Source organism: Aureimonas glaciei, assembly GCF_014643375.1.
GTDB lineage: Bacteria > Pseudomonadota > Alphaproteobacteria > Rhizobiales > Rhizobiaceae > Plantimonas > Plantimonas glaciei.
Map to the genome: position 1 here is coordinate 155,091 of NZ_BMJJ01000002.1, position 23,463 is coordinate 178,553.

2 protein-coding genes are annotated in these 23,463 nt (G+C 67.8%); one reads left to right on the forward strand and one right to left on the reverse strand.

Going from position 1 to position 23,463, the window contains the following annotated elements:
• Position 1: 1 nt before the first annotated feature.
• Entirely contained in the window at positions 2–1,921 is a 1,920-nt protein-coding gene (locus tag IEX88_RS04790; RefSeq protein ID WP_188849445.1) for a methyl-accepting chemotaxis protein, read from the reverse strand.
• A gap of 945 nt (positions 1,922–2,866) precedes the next feature.
• Here IEX88_RS04790 and IEX88_RS04795 point away from each other — a divergent pair.
• On the forward strand, positions 2,867–23,365 hold the full coding sequence (locus IEX88_RS04795; RefSeq protein WP_188849446.1) for a hypothetical protein: 20,499 nt from the start codon (positions 2,867–2,869) through the stop codon (positions 23,363–23,365).
• The last annotated feature ends 98 nt before the right edge of the window (positions 23,366–23,463 follow it).

The window sequence follows — 23,463 nt, forward strand, 5'->3', positions numbered from 1 at the left end:
GTCAGCTTCCCGCCGTCTGCAGTTCGCTCGCGAGCAGGGCGATTTCCTCGATCGCGGCAGCAAGATCTTCCGCCCCCTGCGCCTGCTGCCGTGCCGCCGAGGCGGCTTCGGTCGTCGCGCTGCCGGTCTCCTGAGCAGCGGCGGCGATCTGATGCGTGCCCTTCACCACCTCGGTCACCGTGGCGATGATGGATTCCGCGCCGGCATTGATATCGGCATTGGCGCTGCGCAGGATTTCAGCCGTCGCCTCGACGGCGGCGAGACGCTCGTCCAGCGTCCGGTTCTTCTGCACCTCACTCTCCGAGACGGCGGTGATCTGATCGAGATCGCGTCGCACGGCGAGCACCTGCGCCTGGATGATGCGGACGAGATCCTTCATCCGGTCGGCATTGTCGGCGGAATTGCGGGCCAGTCCGCGAATGTCGGTCGAGACGACGGCAAAGCCCTGACCCTGGTCGCCGGCCCGGGCCGCCTCGACCGAGCCGCTGACCGCCAGCATCGTGGTCTGCACGGAAAGCAAAGCGAGGCCGTCAACGATCGTCTCGATCCGCCGGCCGGAATCGTCCAGCATGTCCACCAGGCCCAGCACCGCCCGCGCCTCGTCGAGGGCGAGGGAAACGCCCGCGGTCAGCTTGGCAACCGAGGCACGGCTCTCGCGCAGCTGAGCTTGCGTCTGCTGGATCTGGTCGAGGGCGCGATGCGAGGTCTCGCCCGTCGCCACGGCGGCCTTCTGGATCTGCGCCATGGCGGAATTTGACTGCGTCGTGGCCGCCGCCTGGATATGGGCACCACGGCTGATCTGGTCGATGGCGGCAAGGATTTCGGTGGCGGAACCGGATAGCTCCTGCACCGTCGAGGAGAGTTCTTCGGCGGCGGCGCCGAACTGGCCGGCGAGTTTGCCCTCCTGGCCGACAGTCAGGGCCTCCGCCCATTCCGCGAGCGACTGTGCCGTATCCCGGCTCTGGTCGAGCGACTGGCTCTGCTGCTGCACCGCCCGCTGCGCCTGGGCGGCGGCGGCAGACTGCTCCTCCGCGGCGCTCGACACGGATTCAGCGCCTTTGACCGCTTCGCCGGCCGCCGAATCGGCCTCGATCGTCGACAGGAGAATCTGGTGGCTGCCTTCCACCAGGGAGGAGAGGCTCGCCCGCGCGCCCTCGAGCTCCGCCGACACACGGCGGCCGTTCGCCGCGTCATCGCTGGCGCGCATCGCCGTGTCGCGGATGCGTTCGGCGATCGAGCGCACTTCACTGCCGATTTGCCCCGCCAGGTTCTGGACTTCGCGCGACCGCTTCTCCGAGGTTTCCGCCAGGATCCGCACCTCGTCCGCGACCACGGCAAAGCCGCGGCCGTGATCGCCGGCACGCGCCGCCTCGATGGCCGCGTTCAGTGCCAGGAGGCTCGTCTGATCGGAGATGTCGGCGACCGTGCGGGTGATCTGGCCGATGCTGGTCGCCTGTTCCTCGAGCGCGACAATCATGTCGACCGAGCGAAGCTGGCGGCCGGCATTCGCCTCGACCACCGCGACCGATTGTTCGATCTGCGCTGCCGCTTCCGTCAGCTGCGTCTGCAGGCTGAGGCTTCGCATGCGGGAATCGTCTGCCTGCTGGCGGGCCTGCGCAAAGGAATCGTTCAGGGCGGTGATGGCGGCCAGGGATTCATGCGAGGCCCCTGCCGCTTCTTCCGCAGCGCTGGCGATCTGCTCGAGGGCACGGCGCAGCTCTTCGGCAGCGCCCGCCGCTTCCGTCAGGCCGCTCGCCAGTTCCTCCGTCGCCGCACCGATCCGCTCGGCGGCTGTTTCCGTCGATCCTGCCGGTCGCAGGATCCGACGCCTCGGCTTGGGCGCCGGCTTCGCCGCTTCTTCCACGGCACCAGTGCGCGGGCGCCCCTTACCCGCGAGGGTCGACGTTTTCACCAGTGCCATTTGTTTCCCGATAGATAGGCCGTGCCGGGCGCCGGACGGAAGATGCCTTTGCTATCCTACAGTTCGACGTTCAAGCGAGCAAGTAAGACGGGCTTGGCTTTCGGCCATGAACTTAGCGACTACCACTGCCTGCGGCGAACACGGGCGTGTCCACTTTCACCGCCGGTCATCAGTACAAGGCCGGTTGCGGTCACTTCACGTCAAAGCGGCTTGGCACTGGCTAGGTGCTGAACAGGGAAGGGGCTCTGGCGAAGCCCGGCCGCTACCGCCTCTCCCTCCAAACGACGCGGGCCGGGAAGGGGCGGCCAGCCGGCGACGTCCTGATCGCGGACACGCTTGGTCGCTGCCTCGACGCCAAGATCAAGCCGACTCTGGCTGGTAGTGCTCTGCCCCCGAGCGATCAAGAAATCGCGCAGCGCACGGGATTTGCTTCGCCGTTCTCGGCGTTATGGTGGCGCTATTATAACCTGTTCTGTCACCGCAATGTTTTCTCGGAGGCAAGGTCAGGACTCGACTGAGATCTGGGGCCCATTCCCGCTGCGATCGATATAAAGGTTACACTTGTTCTCCGATGTGCGCGCCAGATTCGGGTCTTGCCTTCATGCTGAGCGTCACATCCGATTGTTCCCTGAATTATGCTGCCTGAGCCGGACTCTAAGCTGACGGCATCGATTTGTGCAGGATCGAGGCCTCTGATGACAGAAAAGCCCCGCTGCGACTATTGTGCCACGCCGGAAAATTGATGAACTGGTTCAATCGTTTGGAGCCGCTTTGGGAGAAGCCGTTGGTGCTGCGCTGATGCCGGTGGTGCCGAAACGTAATCTCTCGCCGTCTTATTTTTAGACATCCCTTTTAAGTTGTGCTGATATCCGCTCAGGCTCCGGATCGTGAGGTTGAACCGGAGGGGGATCGGACCTCATGCGTTCTCGGCGATCGCAGCGATTGATGACAGGCACCTGCCTGGCGGCCTTGATGTGCGTTTCGGCCAATGGCTCGGCACGCGCACAGGAAGCCACGGCCACGATGCCGCTTTGGGGCGCCCACGCCGACATTGTCGGGCGCACCGCACGCGAGCATTCGGCAGCCGGAGTCGAATTCTTCGTTCCCCTGCTGCAGAATCAGGATTCGATGATCTTCATCGACGCCGGGATCAACGGCGACTTCGACTCCGAAGTCTACGGGACCTTCGGCGTCGGCTATCGCACCATCGTCACCCCGGACCTGATCCTCGGCGGTATCGTGGCCCTGGACATGACCCAGACGGAGGACGGGAACACGTTCGGCGCCGTCTCGCTCGGCGCGGAGGCGATCGGCACCGCCGCCGAGGCGCGGATCAACGTGCAACTGCCTTTCTCGGGCGCGGACCGGATATCCGACGAATCCGTCGCGATCAGCCAGCCGGGAACGCTGACCCTGCTCGACAACCGGCTCGTGGAACAGGTGACGAGCCGCCGCATCACGGTCGACGAGGTGCCGTTGACAGGCGTCGAGGGCGAGATCGGCGTCAACCTGCCGATCGGCTTCGACCGGCTCGACGACCAGCTGAAGGTCTTCGCCGGCGCCTATCACTACGACGGCGACGGCGTCGACGGCTTCACCGGGGTCAGCGGCCGACTGGAATACAGCGTCCGCGATGTGATGGGCGAGAGCGTTCCGGGTGCCGACCTCATCCTTTCGGCAGGCCTCACCCATGATGAGGAACATGGCACGAATTTCGCCGGCGAGATGCGCCTGCGCATTCCTCTCGGCGTGCCCGCGCGCACCGACGCGGATGCACGCGTGCTTTCGCCGATCGAAGAGCGGATGACACAGCGCGTGGTGCGCACGACGCGCATCCACACGTCCGAGCGGACACGCTCGACGGTGACGGGAAGCCTCGAGCCCCGCGTGGTGACTGACCCGCTGACCGGCCTGCCGCTCGATTCGATCTATTTCGCAGACGGTGCCGAAACGGCGGGCACCGGATCGCCGAGCGATCCGACCACTCTGGAAGACGCCGTGCAACGGGCCGGCGTGAACGGCACGATCGTCGCCGAGGGGAGCAACGGGACGATCGACACGCCGGGCGTGACGCTTGCCAACGGCCAGCGTCTCGTCGGCGGCGGCGTGGTCGTCCCGGTGCGTCTCGCCGACGGGACCATCACGAGTTTCCAACTGGGGCAGACGGCACCGACGATCGTCGGGATCCCGACCGCAAACGTCCTCTCGCTTGCGGCGGGCAATCAACTCCAGGCCCTGACCCTCACCGGCGGCCTCAACGGCATCGCCGGCACGAATGTCGGCGCGCTGACGCTGCAGCAGGTCACCATCGCCGGCAGCGCCGCCGCCGGCTTCTCGATCGTCAACACCACCGGCACCAACACGCTGGCCATCACCGGCCTGTCGGTCTCCGGCACGGGCGGGCCCGGCATCGCCGTGAACGGCCTCGGCGGCGGCACGACGACGGTGACCGGCTTCAGCGGCGTCAGCGTCGCCAGCGCTGGCGGTGGCGGCGTGCTCTTCGACGGCGTCGTGTTCGACGCCGACCCGGCAGCGGCCGGCTTCCAGCGCGTCGAGGCCGGTGATCTGACCATCGGCAACCCGGCCAACCCGGCCGCCATCCTCGGCGACGGCCTGCGCCTCAACCAGGTGGCCGGCGACCTCGATTTTGCCAGCCTGCTCATCGCCAACGCGAACGGCGCCGGCCTGTTCATCCGGGATCGCGGCGGGCCCGGCGGCGATTTCAGTTTCGGCAATGATTCAGGGGCCATCACCACGGTGGGCGGCACCGCGATCGACATCGATCCGGTGGCGCTGGCCGCCCGCTTCGGCACGGTCTCCTCGACGAACGCCGCCGGCCAGGGATCCGGCGGCAGCGAGGGCCTGTTCCTCGACAACATCATCGCCCGCGACGCCGGCACGCCGGCGCTGGTGATCGACTCCCTTCTGATCAGCGGCGCCGCCGGCGATGGCCTGGTGGCCACCAACAATGCCGGAAACCTCGTCTTCGGCACGACGGCGATCTCCAATGTCGGCGGCGACGGCATCCTCGCCGAGAACAACACCGGGTCGCTCACCTTCGGCACCACGTCCGTGACGACCGCCGCTGGGGACGGCATCGAGCTCGCGGGCAATGCCGGGGCGATTTCCTTCGGGACGACGACCATCACCAACCCGGGCGGCACCGGCATCATGCTGGCGGACAATGCCGGCACGGTCACCTTCGCCGATACCGCGATCGCCCATCCCGGCCTCGACGGCATCGACATTGCCGGGATCAACGGCAGCGTCCGTTTCGGCAATGTCGACATCACCGGCCTCGGTACCGGTACCGGCGTCGACCTGACGGACGAGGCAGGCTTCGCGTCGACGCGGGTGGCGCTGGCCTTCCAGACGCTCGACATCACGGGCACGGGCGCCGCCGGCTCCGTCGGGATCGACTATTCCGGCTCGACGAACATTTTCGACGTCACGACGGGCGAGTCCGGGATCATCAGCGGCGTCGCCGTCGGCATCGACCTGCGAAACGCCGCGGCGACCGGCCTCTTCCAGTTTGGCGACGGCTCGGCCACCGATCCCGACGGGCGCGCCAGCCTGATCGACGCCGCCCGGCCGCTCGAGATCGCCGGGCTCAATGCCACGACCGGCCTCTACAATCTCCGCGACGTCACCTTTGTCGGCGATTTCTCCGACCTGATGGGCATCAAGGTCTTCTATGTCGACGCCGATGGCAGCAACAATCCTGGCATTGTAGACGGTTCCGCGAACGACCCGGGGACGCTGGCGCAGGCGATCGCCAGTGGTGCCGACGTTTTGGCGCTGGTCGACAACCAGATCGCCGGGCAGGACGTCATCGACGCCGGCGCAGCGATCCAGGGCGCGCCGGGTTCGGTGACGCTGGCGTCGGGCCAGCGCGTCGTCAGCTTCCTGTCGGGGGACCTGATCGATCTGGGCGGTGGCCGGGCGCCTGCCAACCTGCTGGTCACCGGCATCGATGCCAACATCGTCCGCAACCCCAATGCCGGCAGCGGCGCGCCCCGCCTGACGACGACCGAGGGAGGCCGCAATACGCTGGTCCTCGGCAGCGACAACGCCCTGCTCGGGACGGTGATCGACAACGGTGCTGGTGCCATCGCGGTGTTCGGCAACGGCATCAGCGGCGTGAGCGTCCAAAGCAGCCAAGTCACGTCGCTCGCTCTGACGGCGGCGACCGGTACCGGGCGAATCGAGAATTCGACGATCGGCCAGCTGGCGCTGACGGGCGGCACCGTTGCGCTTGCGGGCATCAACGCGGACATCGCCCATTCGGGCGCCGGTGCCGCCCTGTCGGTCACCGCCGGCCATTCCGGCAGCGTCAGCTTCGATAGCGCGTCCTCGATCACCGCGACCGGCGGGACCGGGCTACGCTTCGTCGGGGTCGGTGGCGTCTACGCTCTCGGCGGCCCGGTCACACTTGCCGGTGGCGCCAATCTGGCGGTCTCCGGCTCGGCGGGAAGCCTGTCGTTCGGCAATGTCGCCATCGCCGCTCCGGCAGGCAACGGCATCGACGTTTCGGGTACGAACGGAGCGATCAGCCTCGGCGATGTCGGCATCACCGGCGTCGCGGCCGGTGCCGTCGCGCTCGACTTCAACGGCGCCGTCCTGACCGGCGCGTTCACCGCCCGATCGTTCGTCGCCACGGGTGCCGGCGGCACGCCGCCGGCCGGCTCGATCGGCATCGATCTGCGCGGCGTCAGCGGCGGCCAGTCGATCCGCATCGGCGTCTCGCCAGCGCCCAACCCGGCCGTGGACACCCCGTCGAGCCTGAACAACTTCGCCACCGGCGTCTTCGTCGACGCGAGCAGCAACGCCGCCTTCACCTTCGGCGATGGCGAGGATACGGCGGATCGCGCCAGCCGCATCAATGCAACGACGGGGATCAATGCCTCGAGCGCGCCAACCCTCGGCAACTACAATTTCCTCGATGTCGATTTCCTGGGCGCCGCGCCCGGCGCCGGCTTCAACCCGGCCTCCGTCTACTATTTCTCGGAAACCGGCACCGGCACCGGCGCCACCCAGTTCGACCCCGGCTCGGTGGGCGGCGCCGAGGCCAGCGGTGCCAATGTGCTCGTCCCGATCGGACCGACGTCCATCAATGCGGCCAATGGCGGCGGCCTCGGCAGCCTCGACCTTGCGGCATCGCAGCAACTGCGCGGCTTCCAGACCGCCAACGGAACCCTGGGGGTCGGTTTCACCGGTCCGGCGACCATCCAGATCTCCGCCCTCAGCGCCACGATCAACAACCTGACGGGCAGCGCATCGCCGACGCTGACGACCACCACCGCCGGGTCGAACGTCGTCAACCTTTCCAGCGGCAACCAGCTATCGTCGATCTCGACCACTGGCGGTGTGTCGGGCATCGCCGGCAGCAGCGTCGCCGGCCTCACCGCGGACACGATCCGGATCGCCAACACCACGGGCGCCGGCATCGCACTGACCGGAACCTCCGGCACCATCGCCTTCACCGGGTCCACATCGGTTACGGCGACCGGCGGCGCCGGTGTTTCGATTGCCGCCAGCAGCGGAACGGTCCGTTTCACGACTTTGTCGGTCGACAACTCGGCAGCCGCGGGCGGCGGCGTCTCGATCAGCGGCCCCGGCAGCTTCAGCGTCACCAACGGGCTTGCCATCCGCACGACCACGGGCGTCGGCCTTCTCGCTAGCGGTGGCGGCAGCCTCACGGTGACAGCGACGGCCGGCGCGGAAACCATCGCCACGTCCAGCGGAACGGCCCTCGGCCTCGACGGCGTGACGATCGGCGCCGGCGGTCTCAACCTCGATACGCTCTCGGCCAATGGGGCGGCGACCGGCATCGCCCTGACCAATGTCGGCTCAGCCGCCGGCGGGGCGATCAATCTCGGCACGGTGACGCTTTCCGGCATGACCGCCCGCGGTGTCGACGTGGCGGGCACCCTGGGTGCCGGGCTCACCTTCGGCAGCCTTTCCATCGGCCTTGCCGGCGGCACCGGCACCGGCTTCGACCTGGCCGGCGCGACGCTCGGCGCAGCGATCACGGCGGGCGATTTCGACGTCGCCAATGCCGGCGCCCGCGGCACCACGACCGGTGTCGACCTCACCGGTGTCGCCGGCAACCAGATCGTGCGCCTCGGCGACGCCAATGCCGGCGGCCAATCCTCCAGCGTCGCCGGTGTTGCGACCGGCGTGGTCATCTCAAACACATCGTCGGCGCAATTCACCTTCGGCGACGGCGAAGCCGCGACCGACCGTGGCTCGACGATCGACGCAACGACCCGCATCGCGGCGCCGGGCAGCGTGCCCGCCGGGTCAAGCTTCAACTTCCGGGACCTGGTCCTCAACGGCAGCCCAGGCTCGGGCTTCAGCGTCGGCAGGATCTTCTTCGTCGATAGCGACGGGGCCACCGGCGGCGGCGACGGAACCGGCCGCGACGGCGCCAATCCGGCGGCCCTCGCCTTTGCCGAGGCAAACGCCGTCGCCGGCGACCTCATCGTCCTCGTCAACAATGGCGCGGTCATCTCTGCTGCCGGATCGGGTGCCGACAACACGCTGGTTCTTCTTGCCAACCAGCAGGTTCGCGGCTTCGGCAACGGCGCCGTCGCGATCGGCTTCACCGCCCCGACGGGGATCGACTTCGCCGTCAACAGTTTCGCTCTGGCCGATCCCGGCAGCGGCGCGGCAACCCTGACATCGGGAAGCGGTGCCGACGTCATCACGCTCGGCGCTTCCGGCAACCGGATCGACGGCTTCATCCTCGACGGCAGCCCTGCCGGCGCGGCGCGCGGCATCACCGGCACGGGCGTATCCGGCACGACGATCGCCAACATGACGGTCCGAAATTTCGGCGTCCAGGGGATCAACCTCCCCGCCGCGACCAACACGACGCTGAGCAGCATCGCTTTCTCCGGCAACGCCGTCGACCTCGTCATCGGCGGCGCCAACACCACGATGACCAATGTCACCAGCACCGGGACGAGCGCCGGCACGGCCATTCAATTCCTGAACGCCACCGGCACCACGACGCTGACCAATGTTGCGGTGACCGGCGCGGCGAACGGCGTGATGCGCTTCGACAATGCGAGCGGCACGGTGACCGCGACGAATGTCGACCTCGCCGGCGCCTCGGCGCTCGCCGTCGCCGGCGGCAACGCCGCTCTCGACTTCGACGCCGCCAGTTCGATCGCCAACACTGGCGGGCTCGCCGTCAGCCTGTCCGGCCGCACGGGCGGCAGCTTCACCCATGCCGGCACGGTGACCTCCAATGGCCCCGGCGCCGGGGGCGTCACCATTTCCGGCGCGCTGGCCGCCAACACCGTGACTTTCAGCGGAACGGTCAATCTCGGCGGCACGACGGCGCTCGGCGCGTCAGGCGTCTCGATCGACAACGCCGGGACGGCCTCGATCGTTACCTTCGCCAATCTCGGCGTCGCGACCACGGGCGTGACCGCCCTCTCGGCCGGCAATGGCGGCGCGGTGAACGTCACCGCCGGCTCCCTGTCGGCGCTCGGCGCGGCCGCGGTCTCGCTGAACGGTGTCGCCGCCGGCATCAATCTCAGCTCGACCCAGTCGACCGGCGGGGCAAACAACGTCGCGCTCACCAATGTCGGGGGCTCCGTCTCGCTCGGCTCCGGCGCGCTCAGCGGCGCCACCGGCACCGCCGTCGCGATCACCGGCGGCACGGCGAATGTCAGCTATGCCGGATCGGTCTCCAAATCCACGGCGGGTCAGATCCTCGCCATCGATGGCCATGCCACCGGCACGATCAGCTTCTCCGGCGCGATCCAGGCCAGCGGCCTCTCCGGCGGCATCCTGATCCAGAACACCACCGGCAGCACGGCCAGTTTCACCGGCGTCGTCACGCTGAGCACCGGCGCGTCCAACGGCGTGACGCTGGCAAACAACACCGGCAGCGTCGCCTTCAACGGCGGCCTCGTCATCACCACCACCAGCGGCACCGGCTTTACCGCCAGCGGCGGCGGCACGATCAACGTCGCGGCCGCCGGCACGCGCCAGATCACGACCACCACCGGCCAAATCCTCAGCATGAACGGCGTCGCCATCGGGACCGGCGTCAGCTTCGGCAGCCTGGCCGCGACCGGCACGGTCGCCAATGCGGACGCGATCAACCTCACCGGCGTCACCGGGGGCGCCTTCTCCGGCGGCATCGTCTCGATCGCCGGGACATCGGGTGCGGGTTCCGACGGCATCGAGATCAACGGCGCCGGTGCGTCCGTCAGTTTCGGCGCGACGACGATCGACAACACCGGCAATCGTGGCATCGCGCTCGTCGGCGCCAATGGCGACGTCACCTTCGCCAGCGTCGACATCGACGGCGCGGGCGGGGCCGGTCTATCGATCACCGGCAACACCAACGCGGTGACGGTGACCGGCGGTACGATCGGCAATACGGCAACCAATCAGGGCGCCGTCTCCGTCAGCGGGGGCAGCGGCACAGTCACCATTGGGGCCAACACCCAGACCGCGATCGGCACGGGCCTTTCGGTCACCGGCCGCAGCGCCGGCACGGTGACGTTCGCCGGCACGCACATGCAGAGCGGTGCGGGCGTCGGCGTCAATCTCGCCAATTCCGGCGGTACGGTGAGCTTCTCCAACACGCTGAACCTTGACGGGACAGGCGGCGGCATCGCGGCCAGCAACACCGGCGGCACGACGAATTTCAGCGTCGTCAACGCCACGCAGACCGGCGCCAATGCCGGTATCGCCATCTCCGCGGCGTCGGGCTCCGCGGTCTACAACTTCAATGGCCAGGCAACGGTGACCACGTCGGGCGGCACTGGCACCGGCGTCGTGCTGTCCGGCGCCGGCACGCCGACCGTTTCCTTCCTCGGCGGCCTGTCGATCGGTTCCGGCGCCAATGCCGGCTTCACGGCGTCGGGTGGCACGACCATCAACGTCGCGGCCGCCGGCACGCGCCAGATCACCACCACCACCGGCCAGATCCTCAGCATGAACGGCGTCGCCATCGGGACCGGCGTCAGCTTCGGCGGCCTGGCCGCGACCGGCACGGTCGCCAATGCGGATGCGATCAGCCTCACCGGCGTCACCGGCGGCGCCTTCTCCGGCGGCATCGTCTCGATCGCCGGAACGAGCGGCGCTGGCTCGGACGGCATCTCGATTGACGGCTCCACGGCCAATATCGGCTTCGGTGCTACGGCGATCGGCGCCACCGCCGGCAATGGCATCGCCCTGTCGGGCAATGCCGGCACGGTGACCTTCACCGGCACGACCACGCTGACCAATCCCGGCGCTGCCGGTGTTGCCGTGACGGGCACCAACGGCGCGATCGGCTTCGACAGCCTGCAGATCGCGCTGGAGTCGGACAACACGACCGGCGTCGATCTCGGCGGCGCCAGTCTCGACGCCGGCTTTACGGCGACGGATTTCGACCTCACCAGCACCTCTCCCACCGGTACGACGGCGATCGACCTGAGTCTGACGACCAGCACCGGCATCGTGCGCTTCGGCGACACGAACGGGGCAGGACAGAGCGCCACGATCGGCGGCGCCGGCGGCAATGCGGCGGGACCCACCACCGGCATCCAACTCGCCGACGCCAACATCGCCAACTTCTTGTTCGGCGACGGCGAGAGTTCGGTGGACGAGGGCAGCCGAATCACAGCGACGAACCGGCTGGACGCCAGTCCCGGACCTGCCGGCGGCAGCTACAACATCCTCGACGTCGACTTCCTCGGGGCGGCGCCCGGCCCCGGCTTCGTGCCCGCGACCGCCTACTATTTCTCCGCGACCGGTACGGGCACCGGCTCGACGATCGGCGATCCCGGCTCGATCGCCGGCGCACAGGCGAGCAATGCCGAGCTCCTGATCCCCGTCGGCGCGGCAACGATCGACGCCGCCAGCGCCGGCGGCAGCCTCGCCCTCGACGCGAACCAGCAGCTGCGCGCCTTCGACGCCCCGAACGGCATGCTCGACATCGGCTTTGCCTATGCGGGTGCCGGCGTCATCCAGACCACGGCGACGGCCGGCAATATCACGGACACCGCCGGCGACGGCTCGCCCGTGCTGACCACGACGGTCGCCGCCCCCGTCGTCACCCTTTCCGACGGCAACACACTGTCGCGCATCCGCATCGATGGCGGCTCGGTCGGCGTGACCAGCGCCGTCGCCATCAACGGCCTCATCGCCGATGACCTGACCGTCACCAACACGAGCGGCGCCGGCATCTCGCTGACCGGCGCCAGCGGCTCGTTGTCGTTCGGGGGCAACACGTCGATCACCGACAGCGGCGGTGACGGCCTGGCGATCACCAACTCGCCGGCGACGATCTCGATCGGCGGACTCTTCGTCAGCGGGTCCGCCGGCAACGGCATCAACCTGGTCGGCGCCAACGGCGACGTCACGATCGTCAATGCCGTGGTCGACGGCTCCACGAATGCAGGCATCCGGGTCAGCGGCGCCACGAACGATGTGACGATCTTCGGAACCGTCGGCGGCACGACCGTCAATGGCGGCGCCGGGATACTGGTCGAAAACACCGTCGCAGGCAGTACCGTCGCGTTTGGGTTCATGGACGTGACGGCCAGCGGCGGCGACGCCTACACCTTCGCCAACAATGCCGGCGACGTCTTGGTCAGTGCCGGCAGCGTCGTCACCCAGATCGGCGCGGGCGACGGCGTCGACGTCAGCGGCGGCACCGGCACGGTCTGCTTCGGCTCGGACATCGATCACAGCGGCGCCGGCGGCGCGGCGGTGCGCATTTCGGGAACCGCGGGATCGGTGGAAATCTGCGGCGACAGCATCACCAAGACGGGTGGCGGGGTACTCGTCGACATCGCCAATGCCAGCGGCGGCGTCGATTTCGGCTCCATCGCTTTCCCGCTGACGCTGACAGCCAGTGGCTCCGGCGGCATCCGCATCGAGAACAGCAGCGTGTCCTTCCAGGGACCGGTGTCGCTGACGACCGGCACGGCGGATGCCGTCACGCTGATCAGCAACGCCGGCCACACGATCAACTTTCTCGATGGGCTGGTCGTCGACACGACCTCCGGCGACGGGTTCACCGCGAGTGGCGGCGGAACGATTGCCGTGGCGGCGAGGCTCGGCAACAGGATCACCACGACGACCGGGCAGGCCATCGGGCTCGACGGCGTCACCATCGGCGCCGACGGGTTCACCTTCGACGCGGTGTCCGCCGATGGCGCGGCCATCGGCATCGGCCTCAACAATGTCGGCTCGGACGGTGGCGGCATCGATCTGGGGACTGTCACCCTCTCCGGCATCACCGCGCGTGGCGTCGACGTCTCCGGCACGCTCGGGGCCGGCCTCGATTTCGCCAGCCTTGCCATCAGCCTTGCCGGCGGCACCGGCACGGCCTTCGACCTCGATGGGGCGACGCTCGGTGCGGCAATCACGGCGGGCGATTTCGACGTCATTAATGCCGGAGCCCGCGGCGCCACGATCGGCGTCGACCTCACCGGCGTCGCCGGCAACCAGATCGTGCGCCTCGGCGACACCGATCCCGGCGGGGCGTCGTCCAGCATCGCCGGCGTCGAGACCGGCGTGGTCATCAGCAACGGGTCGGCTGCGCAGTTCACCTACGGCGACGGCGAATCCAGCGACCGCGGCTCGACGATCGAGGCGACGGTGGACATCGCAGCGCCGGGCACGGTACCGGCCGGGGCAAGCTTCAACTTCCAGGACCTGCTGCTCGACGGCAGCCCGGGCTCCGGCTTCGGCATCGGCCGGGTCTTCTATGTGGACAGCGACGGTGCGGCGACGGGCGGCGGCGACGGAACCGGCCGCGACAGCGCCAACATGGCGACGCTCGGCTATGCCGAAGCCAATGCGGCCGTCGGCGACATCATCGTCCTCGTCAACAATGGCCAGGCGATCTCCGCTTTCGCGACCGGGGCCGACAACACCCTGCTGCTGCTGAACGACCAGCAGGTCCTCGGCTTCGCCAACGGCCCGGTCTCGATCGGCTTCACCGCCCCGACCGGCATCGACTTCGGCAGCAGTGTCTTCTCGCTCAGCGACCCCGGCAGCGGCGCGGCGACCCTCACCTCCGGGACCGGCGACGACGTCATCACGCTCGGCGCCTCCGGCAACCTGATCGACGGCTTCATCCTCGACGGCAGTCCGGCCGGCGCGGCGCGCGGCATCATTGGCCTTGGCGCGGCCGACCTGACGATCTCGAACATGACGATCGGCAACTTCACCGGCCCGGCGCTGCAGCTGCCGAATCTGACCGGTATCACGACGTTGACCAATGTCTCGGTCAGCAGCGGGGCGGGCGGGGCGTTGCTGTTCCAGAACGCGGCCGGCACCGTAAACGCTGGGAATGTCGACCTGAGCGGCGCCTCGCTGCTGGCCGTCACCGGCGGCGACGCCGTCTTCACCTTCGACGGCTTGAGCTCGATCGCCAACACCGGCGGGGTGGCCGTAAGCCTGTCCGGGCGCACCGGCGGCAGCTTCACCTACGCCGGCACGGTGACGTCGAACGGCGCGGGTGCCGGCGGCATCCTGATCTCGAACGCCCTCGCCACCACGACCACCTTCTCGAACGCTGTAACGCTCAGCACGGGCGCGTTGAACGCCGTCGAGTTGACCAACATCGGATCGACCTCGTTCCTCGGTGGCCTCGATATCACGACCACGTCCGGCGCGGGCTTCACCGCCAGCGGCGGCGCGACGATCAACGTCGCCGCCGCCGGAACGCGGCAGATCAGCACGGCGACCGGCCAGATCCTCAGCCTCAACAACGTCGTCATCGGGGCCGGCGGCGCCAGCTTCGGCAATCTGACCGCGAGCGGCACGGTCGCCAATACGGACGCGATCAACCTGAGCAATGTCAGCGGCGCCAGCTTCCTTGGCGGCGCCGTGTCGATTGCCGGGACGTCGGGTGTGGGTTCTGACGGCATCGAGATCAACAACTCAAGCGCGATCGTTAACTTCGGCCTCAGTTTGGTGGCGATCAACAATACGTCGGGCCACGGCGTCAATCTCGTCGGCGCCAACGGCACGGTCACGATGTTCAACACGGTCGTCGACGGCGCGGCCGGTGCAGGCGTCCGGATCAGCGGCACGACCGGCTCTGTGTTCATGGGCGGGTCGATCGGCGGCACGACCGTCAATGGCGGCCCGGGGCTGCTCGTGGAGAACACGGTCTCGGGTACGGTCCAGACCAGCAGCGGCATGGATGTGAGGGCGAACGGCGCGGATGCTGTCCAACTGGCAAACAATGCCGGTGCCGTCATCATGAATTGGCCCGGCACGATCACCCAGCTTGGCGCCGGCGATGGCGTCGACATCAGCGGCGGCACCGGCAGCATCTCCATCGACAGCAGCATCGTCCACAGCGGCGCAGCCGGGGCCGCGGTGCGCATCGCGGGAACATCCGCGGTCATCAATTTCGATGGTGACGACATCACCAAGACCGTTGGCGGACTGACGGCCGACATCAGCGATGCCACGGGCACCGTCCAGATCGGCGGCGTCTTCGGGAACGCGGTGACCGCCAGCGGCGGTGCCGGCGGCATCCTGATCAATAACAGCAACGTCAGTTTCGGAACGCAGGTGTCTCTCACCACCGGGGCGGCGAATGGCGTCACCGTTGCCAACAACTCCGGCCGCACCGTCTCCTTTACCCGCGGCCTCGTCATCGAGACGACGTCCGGCACCGGCTTTACGGCGAACAGCGGCACCATCAACGTCGCCGCCGCCGGCACGCGCCAGATCACCACGACCAGCGGCCAGATCCTCGGCCTGAACAACGTCGTCATCGGGGCTGGCGGCGCCAGCTTCGGCGATCTCTCCGCGACCAGCACCGTCTTCGCGACGCCGATCGACCTCGCAGGCGTCAGCGGGGGCAGCGTCTCGGTTGGAACGGTGTCGATCGCCGGAACGAGCGGCGGCATCCTCGACGGCCTTGCGATCACCAATTCGAGTGCGACCTTCAGCTTCGGTGCGGTGACCATCGACGACACCAGCAAGAGCGGCATTGCACTCACCGGCGCCAACGGCGACGTCACCTTTGCCAGCATCGAGATCGACGGAGCCGGCGACGACGGCGTCGTGATCGACGGCGCGACGAACGACGTCACCATCAATGGCGGGTCGATCGGGGCGACAGATCCGTTTGGTTCCGTCAGCGTCTTGATCGACAATCAGGCCGCATCGAGCACCATCGCCCTCTCGAATCTGGACATTACCAGCGACGGCTTTTCCGGCGACCTCCTCTCCATCAGGCGAAGCGCCGGCACGATCACCGTCACCAACGGCACGTTCACCCAGGCCGGCAACGACGCCGACACCGTCGACATTTTCGACAGCAGCGCGACCATCACCATCGGCGCCAATCTCGTGCATACCGGCAGCGGGGCCTTTGGCAGCGGCGCGGTCGAGATCGACCTCACCTCCGGAGCCATCGTCTTCGGCGGCACGATCACCGATACCGGCGGCGGACGGGCGCTCGACATCGGCGCGGCCGGGGCCATCACCGGCGGCTCGATCACCTTCGACGGCGCGATCACCGATACCGGCAGCAGCGGCAACCGTGTGCAGAACCTGGCGGTCGGCGCCGCCGTCAGCGTCAACGCCGTCTTGGCCGTCACCGGCGCCACCGCCGATGCGTTGTCCTTCACCAACAATGCCGGCACGCTCTCCTTCGCCGGCGTCACCGCCAGCACAACCGGCACAGGCCGCGGCATCGCCATCTCGGACGCGGCCGGATCGGCGACCTACAGCTTCAACGGCCAGGTGACGCTCGACCAGACCGGCTCGACCGGCAATGGGGTGTCCATCACCGGCGCAGCCACCCACACGGTTTCTTTCCTCGGCGGCCTCGACATCACGACCACGTCCGGCGCCGGCTTCACCGCCAGCGGCGGCGCGACGATCGACGTCGCCGCCGCCGGAAACCGCCAGATCACCACGACCACCGGTCAGATCCTCAGCCTGAACAACGTCGTCCTCGGGGCTGGCGGCGCCAGCTTCGGCAATCTGACCGCGACGGGCGCCGTCGGCGCCGACGCGATATCGCTGGTCAATGTGAGCGGCGGCAGCCTCGCAGGGGACACCGTCTCGATCGCGGCAACGAGCGGCGCTGGCTCGGATGGCATCTCGATCACCGGCTCGACGGCCAATATCGGCTTCGGCGCGACGACGATCGGCTCCACCGCCGGCAACGGCATCCTGTTGACCGGCAACGGCGGAACCGTGAGCTTCGGTGCCACCTCGATCACCAACCCGGCCGACGCCGGCGTCGACATCGGCGGCTCCAACGGCGCGATCAGCTTCGCCGATCTCAAGATCAATCTCCTCAAGGTCGGCACGCTCGGGCTCGACCTGTCGGGGGCGACGGTTGCCAATTCGATCACCGCCGGCGATTTCGACGTCGACGGCGGCAATCTTCCCGCCACGCTCGGAATCAACCTCGCTGGCGCGACCGGCACCGGCGTCATCCAGCTCGGCGACACGGTGAACAGCAATCCGGGCGGCGTGACTTCGACGATCCTCAACGTCGCCCGCGGCGTTGTCCTCTCCGGCGCGACGAACCTTGCGAACTTCATTTATGGCGACGGCGCAAAGCCGGCGGAATCGGCCATTACCACCTTCGGCGGCGGCCGCGTCATCGACACGATCGATACGCTGCCGGTCAGTGGCAGCTACAATTTCCTCGACGCCGTGCTGACCGGGGATACCACCAATCTCGAAAGTGCGATCACCTACTATTATGTCGATGCCGACGGCTCCGGGACCGGCACGGCCGCCGATCCGGGCAGCATCGCGGGCGCCCTTGCCTCCAGCGCGCAGGTGATCGTGCTCGTCGACAATACTGCCGGCGTCGTTGCCGACACGATCGACATCGCTTCTGCTGCGCAAGGCACGGGTACCACGCTGTCCCTCGACGCCGGCCAGGCGCTGATCAGTTTCCGTGACGGCCCGGTCGACCTTGCCGAGCTCGGCTTCACGGCCGGCGGCGCCCCCGCGAGCTTCCTGCTCACCGGCGTGCCGGCAGGCGGGACGATCGTCAACGATCCGACCGGCTTCGGCGCGCCGACCCTCACGACGACGAGTGCCGTGCCCACCGTTACGCTTGCCGGGAGCAACGGCATCAGCGGCGTCGTCATCGAGAACGGCGGCGGCGCGGTCGGGATCAGCGGCACCAACATCGCCGCGCTGATCCTGCAGGACAGCACGGTCCGCGGCGGAACGGCGGCATCGGGGGTCGCCCTCACGTCGAACACCGCCACCCAGCTCGCGCTCTCGAACCTCACCCTGCGCTCGGGCATCGGCGCGCCGGCGCTGGCGATCAACGGCACGGGTGGAGCGACCAGCATCACCCGCTTCGAGGGGCTCACCGTCGAGGGCGGCGCCGGCACGGGCAGCGGCATCGCGGTCACGGATGCGACCATCGACAGCGACACGGCGACGGCCGGATTCCAGTCGGTGGCAGGCGGCAACACGACGATCGGCACCTCCGGTGCGCGCGTCAACGGCAACGGCCTCGCCTTCACCAACGTGCTCGGCCTGCTCGACTACGGCGCTATCGCCATCGCCAATGACGGCGGCACCGGCCTCAGCGTCCTGAACCCGAAGCCCAATGACTTCACGCTGAACAATACCGGCGGCGCGGTCGACACGACCAACGGCACGGCAATCAGCCTCGATCCGCTGACGGTCGACATGACCTTCGCGTCGGTAAACGCCACCGGCGGCCTGAGCGGCATCATCTTCGACGATGTCGCCGGCAGCTTTACTGTCACGGGCGCGACGACGATCACCGGCACGACCGGCTACGGCATCAACGCGACACCCGGAAACACCGGCACGTTCAACTTCAACACCGTGACGATCGACAACACCGGGTCGACCGGCAGCGGCGCGCGGATCGACAGCGGCACGGTTGCCGTGGCCGGCACAACGTCGATCCAGACGAATATCGGCGTGGGCCTGGCGCAGACCGGGGGCGCCATCGCCATGACGGGCGCTACCACCATCCAGACGGCGTCCGGAATCGGCGTGACGCAAACCGGCGGCACGATGAACATCGCCGGCGTGTTGTCGATCGCCACCGGGACCGGCCAGGGCATCGTCACCAATGGCGGCGCGATCACCGCGACGAATGCCGCAAACACGCTGTCCTCGACCGGCGCCGCAGCCGCGGCGCTCTCCAACAATACCGCCAACCTCGTCTTCGCCAGCACCTCCTCTTCCGCGTCGCCGCTCTACAATATCGGCCTGCAGAACGTCGCCGGCACGCTCGATTTCGGGACCGGGACGCTTGCCGGTGCCGGAAACACCGGCTTCCGCGTTCTCGGCGGAACGGCGACCCTTTCCTATGCCGGATCGATCTCCAGCGGCACCGGACAGGCCGTCGAGATCACCGGCCGCACCGTCGCGTCGGGTCCGATCACGCTGTCGGGCACCATCAGCCACAACGTCGCCGGCGCCCGCGGCGTCTACGTCCACGACAATACCGGGGGCACGGTGACGTTCTCCGGCACCTCCCAATCGATAACGACGGGATCGGCGAACGGCGTCGAGCTCAGCACCAACGCCGGCGCGACGGTCAACTTCACCGGCGCCGGCTTGACGATCGGGTCGGCGACAGGCACGGGCTTCGCAGCGACGGGCGGCGGGACGCTCGGCGTCGCGGCGGGAACGATCGCGACGACGGGCACTGGGACTGCGCTCAACCTCGATGGCGTGACCGTCGCGGGCGGCGGCTTCAACCTCTCCAGTGTGACCGCCAACGGCGCCGCGAACGGCGTCCTGCTGGCGAACGTGGCGTCGACCGGCGGCGGCACGGTGGCTCTCGGGACCGTGAACCTCCAGAACGTCACGACGCGCGGCGTCGACATCAGCGGGACCTTGGGCGCGGCGACGTCCTTCGCCAATCTCGACATCTCGCTGGGCAACAGCGCTGCCATCGCCTTCGACCTCAATGGCGCGACCGTCGGTGCCGCGGTCACCGCGAACGATTTCGACGTCACCAACAATGCCGCCGCCGGTACGAGTATCGGCGTCGACCTGCGGGGCGCGCTGGGCGGTTCGGTCGTCCGGCTCGGCGACGCAGCGTTGGCGGGCGACAGCTCCTCGATCGCCGGCGTCAATACCGGCGTCTTCCTGAACGCCACGACGAACCTTGCCTTTACCTATGGCGACGGCGAATCGGCCACGGACCAGTCGTCGACCCTTTCCGCTGTCGTGGGGATCGACGCATCGGCGGCGCCCGTCGCCGGCACCTACAATTTCCGCGACGTCCTCTTCCCGGCGAGCCCGGGCCTTGGCTTCGGCGTCGGCCAGATCTACTTCGTCGACAGCGATGGCGCGGGCGGCGGCGGGTCCGGGTCCGGCATCGACGGCGCCAATCCGACGACGCTGGCAGCGGCGGAGCTCGCGTCCGGCGCGGGCGACGTCATCGTGCTGATCAACAACGGCTCGGCCATCACCGCGGCGGGCACCAACGCCGACAACACGCTGTCGCTATCGAACGGCGAACAGGTGCGCGGCTTCCGCAACAACAATCCGATCAACCTGGCGCTGACCGTGCCTTCCACGATCCAACTCGCCAGCAACACCATTTCGATCGCCCCGATCGGGTCCGGCGCTGCGAATCTGACGACCAGCGCCGGCGCGGACGTCATCACCCTGGGCAGCCAGAACAACATCATCGACGGCTTCATCCTCGACGGCGACCCCGCGGGCGCGGCCCGCGGCATCAACGACAATGGCGGCGGCGCGACGAACACGCTCGTCAACAACATGACGGTTCGCAACTTCGACACCGTCGGCATCGAGATCACGCCGTCGACGAATACCACGATCACGAACACCACCTTCGCCGGCAACGTCTCCGACATGCTGCTCAACGCCGCCGGCACGACCATCACCGACGTCATCAGTTTCGGTGCCACCGGAACGGCGCTCCAGCTGAACAACGTCACCGGCACCACCACACTGACCAATGTCTCGATCACCGGCGCGGGCGGCGGCGGCCTCGCCTTCACCGGCACCCATGCCGGAACGATCAACGCCACCAATGTCGATGTCTCCGCCGTCAACGGGCTGAACATCACCGGCGGCGCCGGAACCTTCACCTTCGATGCGACGAGTTCCATCACCAACACCAGCGGTGCGGCGGTCACCATCGCCAACCGCACCGGTGGCGCCATCACCTTTGGCGGCACAGTGGTGGCAAACGGCGCGACCAACGGCATCGTTGTTTCGGGTGCCACGGGCGCAAACACCGTCGATTTCACCGGCACCGTCGACCTCGGCGTCGGATCGGCGCTGACCGGCACCGCCGTATCGCTCACCAACGCCAACACGACCACGACTTTCGCCAACATCGACATCGTGACCAACAATGCGTCCGGCTTCGTCGCCTCGGGCGGCGGCACCGTCAACGTCACCACCGGCACGCTCAGTTCCACCTCTGCCCAAGCGATCAACCTCAACGGCATCGCGGCCGGGATCAACTTCCTGTCGACGACATCGAGCGGTGGCACGAACAACGCGACCCTCGCCGGCGTGACCGGCACCGTCAATCTCGGCTCGGCGGGTGCCTTCAGCGCGGCGTCGGGCGCCAGCTTCCTCGCCAGCGGCGGGTCCGCCAACGTCACCTATGGCGGCACCATCACCAAGACCTCGGCGGGGCGGCTGATCGATATCCAGAACCGCACCGCCGGCACGGTGACCCTCAGCGGCAACCTGTCCGCGACCGGAAGCGCCACCGGCATCTTCGCCAATGCCAATACGGGCGGCACCGTCACCTTCTCCGGCGCGAGCAAGACGCTCAACACCGGTGCCAATGCCGCCGTGAACCTGACGAACAACGGCGGCACGACGTTCAACTTCACCGGCGGCGGTCTGGGGATCACCACGACATCGGCGACCGGCTTCAACGCCACCGGCGGCGGCGCGGTGACGGTCCAGGGGACCGGCAACACGATCACATCGGGCCCCGGCGTGGCGCTCAACGTCGTCAACACCAATATCGGGCTGGCCAACCTGACGTTCCAGAGCATTTCGGCCAGCGGCGGCGCCAATGGCATCCTCCTCAACAACACCGGCACGACCGCCGGCGTCCACGGAGGCCTCGTCGTCACCGGCACCGGCACGGCAGATGCTTCGGGTGGCGTCATCCAGAGCATCAGCAATCGCGGCATATCGATCAGCAGTGCGAGGGCCATCTCCCTCAGCAACATGGTCCTGAACAACGCCAACACCGTCGACGGCACGTCGCTGGATCTAGACATTTCGGCGGCGAACGCCGCGATCTACCTCAGCGGCGTCACGGGCGTCGCGCTCAGCAATGTCGACATCAGCGGGACGGCGGATAACGGCATCACCGGCCTCAACGTCAGCAACTTCACGATGGACAACAGCACCATCACCCAGGCCGGGAACGCGGCGAACGAGAGCGGCATCGAATTCAGCAATCTGTCGGGCACTTCCTCGATCTCGAACACCAGCATCACGTTCTCGGAAACCAACAGCCTCGACATCGTCAACACCGACGTCAACCTGAACCTGACCCTCGACAACGTGACCTTCAGCGATACCCAGACGGTCTCGTCGGGCGGTGCAACCAATGGCTTGGGCGAAGGCGGATTGCAGTTCAGAAGCTTCAGCAGCGCCGGCGGCGCGCCGGTGACGGATATCAACATCCTGAACAGCGATTTCCTGCGCCTGCGCACCCAGGCCATTCAGGTCATCGGCGAAGATGACTCGGTGGTCAGCGTCGACATCACGGACAGCACGATCGACAGCGAGGCCGGCACCGGCACCGGCATCGACATCAACAGCAACGATACGGCCACCGTCAATTTCAATATTCTCCGTAACGTCATACACAGCCGAGGAGGCCCTGGAATCAACATCACCTCGTTCGTTAACTCGTCGATCATGGGCCGCGTGAACGACAATACTGACATCACGGTCGCAGGCATCGGAAGCGGGCTGCGAGTCCTCGCGCAGGAATCCTCCCAAGCCGTCGTAGAAGCCCGCCGCAACACGATGACACTGGCGCCAGACAATACCGGCAGCGGGGTTGTCGATGCGGTCGCCCGAGAGGGCACGTCCCGGCTCGACCTGACGCTCGACAGCAACAGTCTGTCCGCGCCGCCCCTGGTCCTCACCGGTGTCAACGTCCAATCCGGGTCCTCCGCCACCGGGGAGACGAACCAAGTATACGTCAACATTGTCAACAACTCGGTGACCGGCGGGACTCCCCTCGTTCTTCGGCTGCGCGTCAGCGATCTCGACGCCACGAGCGATCCCAGAATCTTCCTGACTGGCTTTGTCGAGGGTGGAGCCGGACTTGACGACGACGCCGTGGCCACATGGAATGCGAACGGCAACACTCCGACCGCAACGACGGCCAACGTGGCGGTCAGCCTGAGCGGCACGGCGACCGCACCGAGTGCCGGGACCGCCCTAACGCCCACTAATCCGGCGCCTTAGGCAGTCCACAAACGAGCGGGTTCGTCGCGACATACCGTGGCGAGCGACTTTGACATTCGTATTTGTATGACGTTAGGTAATGTGGGGATTGCGTCACC